This is a genomic window from Amycolatopsis sp. NPDC034160 (assembly GCF_055575355.1).
The window spans coordinates 229,617-237,080 of sequence record NZ_JBVISU010000014.1; the positions used below are offsets into that span (position 1 = coordinate 229,617).

Genomic DNA, 7,464 nt, shown 5'->3' on the forward strand with positions numbered 1-7,464 from the left:
GTACGGGTGAATGGCCCTGGCTTGTCTTTAGGGGCTCAGTCGGCCCTTAGGGGCTGGTCACGCGAAGGAGGATGCTCGTTGCCCTACGTCCTCGGCATCGATATCGCCTCGACCCGCACCACCGCCGCCACCTGCGCGGACTCCGGCGACGGCTGGGGCACGCCGGAACCGTTGTGGCTCGGCGCGCGCGGCCCGGCCGCGGCGTCCGCGGTGTTCCTCGACGACGACGGCTACCTGCTCACCGGTGACGCGGCGGTCGAGGCCGGTCTGTCCGCGCCCGCCCGCCTGCTGACCGGGTTCCACGAACGGGTCGGCGACGACGTCCCGGTCATCGTCGGCGGCGAACGGTTCCCCGCCGCATCCCTCAGCGCCGTCCTCGTGGACGCCGCGGTGGACCAGGCGACCGAGCGATTCGGGGAGAAACCGCAGCACATCGTGCTCACGCATCCCGTCGGCTGGGGCTCGTTCCGCCGCGACCTGCTGCGCCGGGCCCTGGCCGAGGCAGGCTTTCCCCGCGCCGCGCTGGTGGCGGCCCCCATCGCCGCACTGCACGCCTACCTCGCCCCGCAAGGCGACGTCACCGCCGGTGTCTGCGAGTTCGGCCCGGACGGCGCGGTGGTCACGATCGCCACCGCCGGGGTCAACGGCTGGCAGCCGGTCAAGACGGTCGAAGGCGTCGAACCCGGTAAGGCCGTCGGCAAGGTCTTCGAACTCGCGCACGGCGCCGGCGTCCAGCCGCACGCCCTGGCGGGCCTCGTGCTCGCCGGCGAGGCTCCCCCGGTTCCCGGAAGGATGCCCTGCGCCCTCTTCGCCTCTAGTGACCCGATGCTGACGGTGGCGACCGGCGCGGCCAACATCGCCGCACGACGTGACATTCCTCAACCCGGCGGCGCGCGATCGAGCGCCGTCGCGACCGTGGAAACCACCCTGCTCCCCCGGGTGGACGCGGTTCCGGAGCTCACCGAACGGCCCGAACGGCCCCCGGTCGACATCACCCCGTTCCCCTTGCCAGAACGCACCGGGGCGGCGAAACTGCTCAGCCGACGCAAGCCCCTCGTCGCCGCGGCCGCGGTCGTGGTGCTGGCCGCGACCACCCTGCTGCTCACCCTGACCACTCGAGAAGCCACCGCGGACAAGGGACACCAAGCCCCGCCCGCTTCCAGCACCTGCGCGCCGGCCACCCCCGGCGCTGCCACGACATCCCCCGAAGGTCGCTGTTGAACGCACTGCTCGACAAGCCCGGCATCATCCATCCGGATGCCCGGCGTCTGCTCGACGAGGTGATCGCCGCACCGGAACTGCCGGCGAGGGTCACCGTCGTCGCCCCCGGCGGGCACGGGAAGACCCATCTGCTCGGCCTGCTCGGACGCCACTACGCGAGCGCCGGAGTCGAGGCCTTGCTGATCGACGACGCCGACCAGCTGGGCGACGACGAGATCGCGAAGATCAAAGCGCGGGCGGAAGAAACGACCGCGCCGGTCGTTCTGGCGTTCCGGCCGACGGCGCGGACGACGGCTCTGCGCGCACTCGCGGACTCCTTCGGCCGATCGGTGTCCTTGGGCGCGTTCGGCGTCGAGGACGTCCGGCGGCTCGTCGAGCAGGCAGGCGGTGACCCGGCCACGGCCGAAGACGTCCACGCCAGAACCGGTGGGGTGCCGAGACTCGTGCTCCGCGCGGTCACCGGTCAGCTCGCGGATTTCCGCGCCGAGCTGGAACAACTCGACGACGACGTGCACCGCTACCTGATCGCGGCCGAGGCCGGGGCTGGCCGGAATCTCGATCTCCTGGCGGCCTTGCTCAACCGGGACCGCGACGGCCTCCCCGAGATCTTCGACGGCGCCAGGGCGACCGGGTTGCTCGGCGAGGACGACGCGCTGCTGCCGATCGCCGCCGAAGCCGTCCGCGCCTGGGGATCGCCGGGCCGCCGCCTGACGGTGCTACAGCGGCTGGTGGAACTCCAGCTGCGCGAAGGACTTCCGGTACTGGAGCTCGCGCGTTCCCTGCTGGGGACGGGAAGTTCGGGCGCGAGCGCGGCGGCGGCCTTCGAGGCGGCCGCGCGTGAGGCGATGCCCGACGACACGAAACTCGCGGCGCGGTTCTACGAAGCCGCGTCCGAGGCCGGTGGGCGCGGCGCGGCGCTCACCGTCGGCTGGGCGCACGCCGCGGCACTGGCCGGGGATCTCGACACCGCCCTCCGGCTCGGCGACGGCCTGCTCGGCAACACCGACGACCCCGACGGCGTGGACGCCCGTGCCGCGGGCGCCGAAGTGGCCGGGACCGTGCTGGCGCATCGTGGCGAACTCGCGCACAGCGCGGAGCTGTATCAGTGGTCCGGCCGCGCCGGATCGAAGGCGTTCGCCGCGGTCGCCTTGGTGGGCACCGGAAAACTCGAAGCCGCCCGCGGTGTACTGGAGACCCCCGAAGTCCCGACCCTGTTCGCGGGCGCCGCCTCACGGATGGCGCGCGCGATCACCGACTCGGTCACCGGCTGCGGCTCGGAAACCCTGTCGGCCCTGCTCGGCGCGGCGTCGATGCTGGAGTCGGCCGGGGCACCCGCGCCGCTCCCGGACAGCCCGGCCGCGCTCGCGGCGTTGGTGGGTCTGCATTCCGGCGAACTGGCGCTGGCCGAATCGGTGCTGGCCCGCGCGGTGAGCGGACGGATCGGCGGCGACCTGCTCGCGAAACGGCACCGGCTGCTGCGCGGTTGGGTCGCGATGACCTCGGGCGACCTCAAAACGGCCGCTGAAGCCTTGCTGCCGCCGGACGGTCTCGAAGCCCGCGACGAACTTTTCGCCGCCACCCTTCAGCTGGGCCTGGCGCGACGGGCGAGCGACCTTCCCGGGCTGCAACGTTCCTGGGATCGCGCGTACCAGGCGTCGATGCGCCAGCAGCCGGATCTGTATTCGTTGCTGCCACTGGGAGAACTGACCATCGCGGCCGCGCGGGCCGGCGCGAGCGCCAAACTCGCCGGACAGCTGGAGCGGGCGCATACCGTGCTCGACGCCCTCGGCAACCCTCCACTGTGGACGGCGACGCTGCGCTGGCACGAACTGCACGCCGCCATCACCGTGGAAAACCGCTCGCTGGCGGAAGAGCACCTGGCCGCGTTGAACGATTTCGCTTCCTGTGGCCGCTATCCGGCGGCGCTGGCCTCGGCCGCGACCGGCTGGCTCGCGGTGTTGACCGGGGACTTCGATCCCGAACCGATCACCGTGTCCGCGGCGGAACTGCACGAACTCGGGCTCTGTTGGGACGCGTCACGGCTGGCCGGTCAAGCGGCGATCCGGACCTCGGACCGGAAAGCGATGGTGCGGCTGCTCGAAGCGGCGCGGCAGTTCCAGGGCCGCGCTCCGGAACCGGTGGCGGCCACCGGATTGAGCGCTTTGAGCGAACGTGAACTGGAGGTCGCCCGCCTGGTCGTCGACGGGCTGACCTACAAACAGGCCGGGAGCAAACTGTTCATCTCCGGGAAGACCGTGGAGCACCATATGGCCCGGATCCGGGGGAAACTCGGGGCCGGGGACCGGCGGGAGTTGCTGGCGATGTTGCGGGAACTGCTTCCCGCGACCGAGGACTAGCGTTCTCGGCGCGGCCTGAAGGCGGCGACGGCGGCCTGCCCGCCATCGCGCCAAACGACTTCGACAGTGTCGAAGGACCGGCCACTCAACGCCCGCAGATGCCAGGCAGCCGGTGGATGCCACTCCGCCGATGCGATGCCGTCGAAGAGGACGGCCCGTTCCGCCATGGCCGAGCCGAGCGCCGGATCCGCCGCGACACCCGCCCACCAGCTCGCCCACGAGCCGTCGTCGACCGTGTCCGGATTTTCGGCGTCCGCGTCCGGCATGTCGTCCACCGTGACCAGGAACCCGCCGGGACGGACGAGACCGGAGAGGTCGGCGTACACCTGAGTCAGCCGCTCGGCAGGCAGATAGTGCAGCGTCATGATCGCGACCACGACGTCGTAGCCGCCTGGCGGTAACGGGTCGATCCACGCCGGATCACGCAGATCGGCGCGCACCAGCCGGACGGCGGGCGGCAGCGCCGATCGGGCGATCGCGAGCATCACCGGATCGAAGTCGGCCAGCGTGACCTCCGCCCGGGGGACGCGCTCGATCAGGCGAGCGCTGAAGGTACCCGTGCCGCCGCCGAGGTCGAGGACTCGCGGCGCCGGGGTTTCGCAGCGGGTGCGGATGAGGTCGATCATCCGGTCGATGGCTTGGCCCCGGCTCGGCTGGTACTTCGCCATGAGCCGGTCCCAGCTTTCGCTCCAGGTCGTGGTCATGATGACAATGATAATCGATTTCTCGAAGGAGTACCCCGCGTTTAGTCCTCTGAATGCGGTCGTGCGCCACCGTCCGCCGCGCTCATCCTTTCGCGGGTAGACGCCCGATGACCGGGCGCGTAGGAACGAAGAATGGCTGAGGAGAGGTCCAGACGAGTGTTCCTGTCCACGTCCGCCGCGTTGTCGGCGGTCGCCCTCACCGGGGTCCCGGCCGGGGCCGAAGAACTGGGCGATAGAGGGCCCGGCCGAGCCATTCCCCCGCAACGGCCCGACGCGGAACTGCGGGCGATCCTGCGAGAGATCGACGAACACCGCATCGAGGCCACCGTACGCAGGCTGGCCGCCTTCGGGACACGGCACACGTTGTCCTCGCAGACCGATCCCGTCCGCGGCATCGGCGCCGCCCGCGACTGGATCTTCGCGGAGATGTCGAAAACCGCGGAAAAATCGGGTGGCCGGATGACGGTCGAGCTGCAGTCCTACGTCCAGCAGCCCGCGCCGCCGCGGATCCCGGTGGCCACCACGATCACCAACGTCGTCGCGACCCTGCGCGGATCCACCACGCCTGAACGGGTCTACGTCGTCTCGGGCCATTACGACTCACGGTGTTCCGATCCCTTGGACGCGACGAAAGACGCGCCCGGTGCCGACGACGACGCCTCCGGGGTGGCCGTCGCGATGGAACTCGCCCGGGTTCTCGCTACCCGCCGCCCGGCCGCGACCCTCGTGTTCGCCGCCGTCGCGGGCGAGGAACAGGGCCTGTTCGGCGCACGACATCTGGCCACCACCTACAAAGCGGCCAAAACGAACGTGCAGGCGATGTTCACCAACGACATCGTCGGTTCGAGCCGGGCCGACGACGGGACGCGTGATCCACGGACCATCCGGCTCTTCGCCGAAGGGGTGCCGACCGCGGAAACGCCGGAACAGGCGAACATCCGCCGCGCGGTCGGCGGCGAGAACGATTCGCCCTCGCGGCAACTGGCCCGGTTCGTGCGGTCGGTCGCCGAGAACGACGCGACCGGGATGTCCGTCCGCGTGATCTACCGGCGCGACCGCTACCTGCGGGGCGGTGACCACATCCCGTTCCTGGAACAGGGCTATCCGGCCGCGCGGTTCACCGAACCGCACGAGGACTACGCGCATCAGCACCAGGACGTCCGGGTGGAGAACGGCAAGCAGTTCGGTGACCTGCCGGAGTTCTGCGACTTCCCGTTCATCGCCAGGGTCGCGCGGGTCAACGCGGCCACGATGTGGTCGCTGGCGACCGCGCCCGCCACCCCCGACGATGTCCGGATCCGGACGAACCAGCTGACGAACGACACGGATCTGGTGTGGCGACGCGGAACCGACCCGGGCCTCGGCGGCTACGAGGTCGTCTGGCGGGAGACGACGGCGGCCGAATGGACACACGCGATCGGCGTCGGCGACAAGACCGAGGCTAAAGTCGATCTGTCGAAGGACAACGTGTTCTTCGGTGTGCGCGCGGTCGGAAAGAACGGCCGCCGTTCTCCGGTGGCGTTTCCGACACCCTTGAGCTGATGCCCGATGACAGTCACGCCCGACGACCTCGACGCGGCGATAGCGAGTGTGACCGACGGATCGCGCCAGGCTCGAAGCCCTCGTCCACGGCGAGGACATGGCGCGCGGCCTCGACGTCACTCTCGATCCGCCGAGGGAGGTGTGTGCCCGTGTCCTGGCGCGGATGTTCCCGGACGTGGACGCCGTCGGCCTCGATCCCTGGACCGTGTTGCTGTGGGCGACGGACCGGACGGAACTGCCCGGACGCCCTTCCCAGGCGGGCTGGCAGTGGCGAGGCGCACCGCTGGACGACGGCGCGGCCGGGGCCTACGAGGAGTAGATGGATACGGCCGATCGGCGCAACTTGGCTGGTGAAACGTTTGCCGTCGCGGAATCCGGGAACTTTTCCGATATGTCCAGATGGCGAACCACCAGCAGAAGCAACACGGCCGTACGCGTCATCGTCGGCGTCGGCGCGCTGTTCGCTTTCATCGAACTGCTGTACATGGTCATGGTGCTCGCAGGTGCCAACGCGGGCAACGGCTTCTTCATCTTCATCCAGTCACTGGCCGGTCCGCTGGCGTTGTTCTGGCCAGGCCTCTTCCCGGTGAACGACCCGAATTTCCAGGTCATCCTCGACTACGGTCTGGCCGCGGCGTTCTGGGTGATCCTGGCGGGCGTCATCGCCCGTATCGCGGCACGCTGACCCCCTGCGGCGGCGACCGGCGTCCCGTTCGGCGACACTGGACGAATGAGCGAAGGCAGACGGTTCGACCTGAACCCGCTTCCCGAGCTGTTCGGCCTGGCCGCCGCCGGGCGGGCGCTGTTGCCGAATGTGCCCCTGACCCCGGCCGCGGTGCTGAAGACCGTGACCGAACAGCTGGTCGGGCGCCGGTTGACGACCAAGGTGGACGGGCACGACGTCGGGCTCACCCTGACCGGACTCGACTACCAGCCCGACAGCCTCAGCCTCGCCGCCACCGGCCGGGTCGGCGACGTCCGCGTCGTGGTGGAGGACGTCGACTGGCCGGACACCCCGCTCGAACGCGTCACCGTCCTGGCATCGAACGTCCGGCTCCGTTCGCTGCCCTCCCCGGCCGCCATCCCCGAACAGGTGCGGATGGCGATCCGGGTGGCCCCGGAGATTTTGCGGGAGCGCGTCGCCGAGACCCGGCCGGGCATCATCGTCACCCCTGGCGAGGACGGGCACTTCCATGTCCGCTGGGAGAAACGGCCCCGCTGGGGTCACCTCGCCCTGGAGTCCACTGTGGAGGAAGGCTCCGTCGTCCTCCGGCCGATGGCCGTCCACATCGGACGGCGCCGATTCGGACCGCCGTCCCGCCTCAAGCCGATCGTGCTCCCGCTGCCGGAACTGCCGCGCGGAATCCGGCTCACCGCGGTCGAGGCGCACGACGGCCACCTCGTCCTGCACGCCGTGGCCGACGAATGGCCGGAGAAACTGTCCACCATCCCGCTCGGCGACCTGCTGGGCTGGGTGACGACGGCCGTGACCACCCTGACCCTGCCGAGACTCGGCCGCTGACCAGCGCGGGCCAGTCGTGGGTCGCGTGGGTCGTGAGTGGCGATTCGGGTTCTAACCCTCATTACCACTCACGAGCCCACTACACGCCCGCCGGGGAACTACCCCGCTCGACCAACAG

The 7,464-nt window shown here is 70.4% G+C and carries 7 protein-coding genes; 6 read left to right on the forward strand and 1 reads right to left on the reverse strand.

Going from position 1 to position 7,464, the window contains the following annotated elements; genetic code table 11:
- Window positions 1-78 precede the first annotated feature (78 nt).
- Entirely contained in the window at window positions 79-1,221 is a 1,143-nt protein-coding gene (locus ACZ54P_RS26455) for a molecular chaperone DnaK (RefSeq protein WP_465464253.1), read from the forward strand.
- A complete protein-coding gene (locus ACZ54P_RS26460) occupies window positions 1,218-3,578 on the forward strand; it encodes a helix-turn-helix transcriptional regulator (protein ID WP_465464254.1) in 2,361 nt (786 codons plus the stop codon). The genes ACZ54P_RS26455 and ACZ54P_RS26460 overlap by 4 nt, the downstream gene beginning before the upstream one ends.
- Here ACZ54P_RS26460 and ACZ54P_RS26465 read toward each other — a convergent pair.
- Entirely contained in the window at window positions 3,575-4,282 is a 708-nt protein-coding gene (locus ACZ54P_RS26465; protein WP_465464255.1) for a class I SAM-dependent methyltransferase, read from the reverse strand. The genes ACZ54P_RS26460 and ACZ54P_RS26465 overlap by 4 nt on opposite strands.
- 132 nt (window positions 4,283-4,414) lie before the next feature.
- Between ACZ54P_RS26465 and ACZ54P_RS26470 the strand changes: the two genes are divergently transcribed.
- From ACZ54P_RS26470 to ACZ54P_RS26485, 4 genes are all read left to right on the forward strand, one after another.
- Complete coding sequence (locus ACZ54P_RS26470; protein WP_465464256.1) at window positions 4,415-5,824, forward strand: M20/M25/M40 family metallo-hydrolase; 1,410 nt, start codon at window positions 4,415-4,417, stop codon at window positions 5,822-5,824.
- A gap of 97 nt (window positions 5,825-5,921) precedes the next feature.
- Window positions 5,922-6,143: a hypothetical protein gene (locus ACZ54P_RS26475; protein WP_465464257.1), complete on the forward strand. Its 222-nt coding sequence runs from the start codon at window positions 5,922-5,924 to the stop codon at window positions 6,141-6,143.
- A gap of 72 nt (window positions 6,144-6,215) precedes the next feature.
- Window positions 6,216-6,509 carry a hypothetical protein gene (locus tag ACZ54P_RS26480; protein WP_061981596.1) on the forward strand — a complete coding sequence of 98 codons (294 nt, stop codon included), beginning with the start codon at window positions 6,216-6,218 and terminating at the stop codon, window positions 6,507-6,509.
- A 45-nt stretch (window positions 6,510-6,554) separates the two neighbouring features.
- A complete protein-coding gene (locus ACZ54P_RS26485) occupies window positions 6,555-7,346 on the forward strand; it encodes an LmeA family phospholipid-binding protein (RefSeq protein ID WP_465464258.1) in 792 nt (263 codons plus the stop codon).
- The last annotated feature ends 118 nt before the right edge of the window (window positions 7,347-7,464 follow it).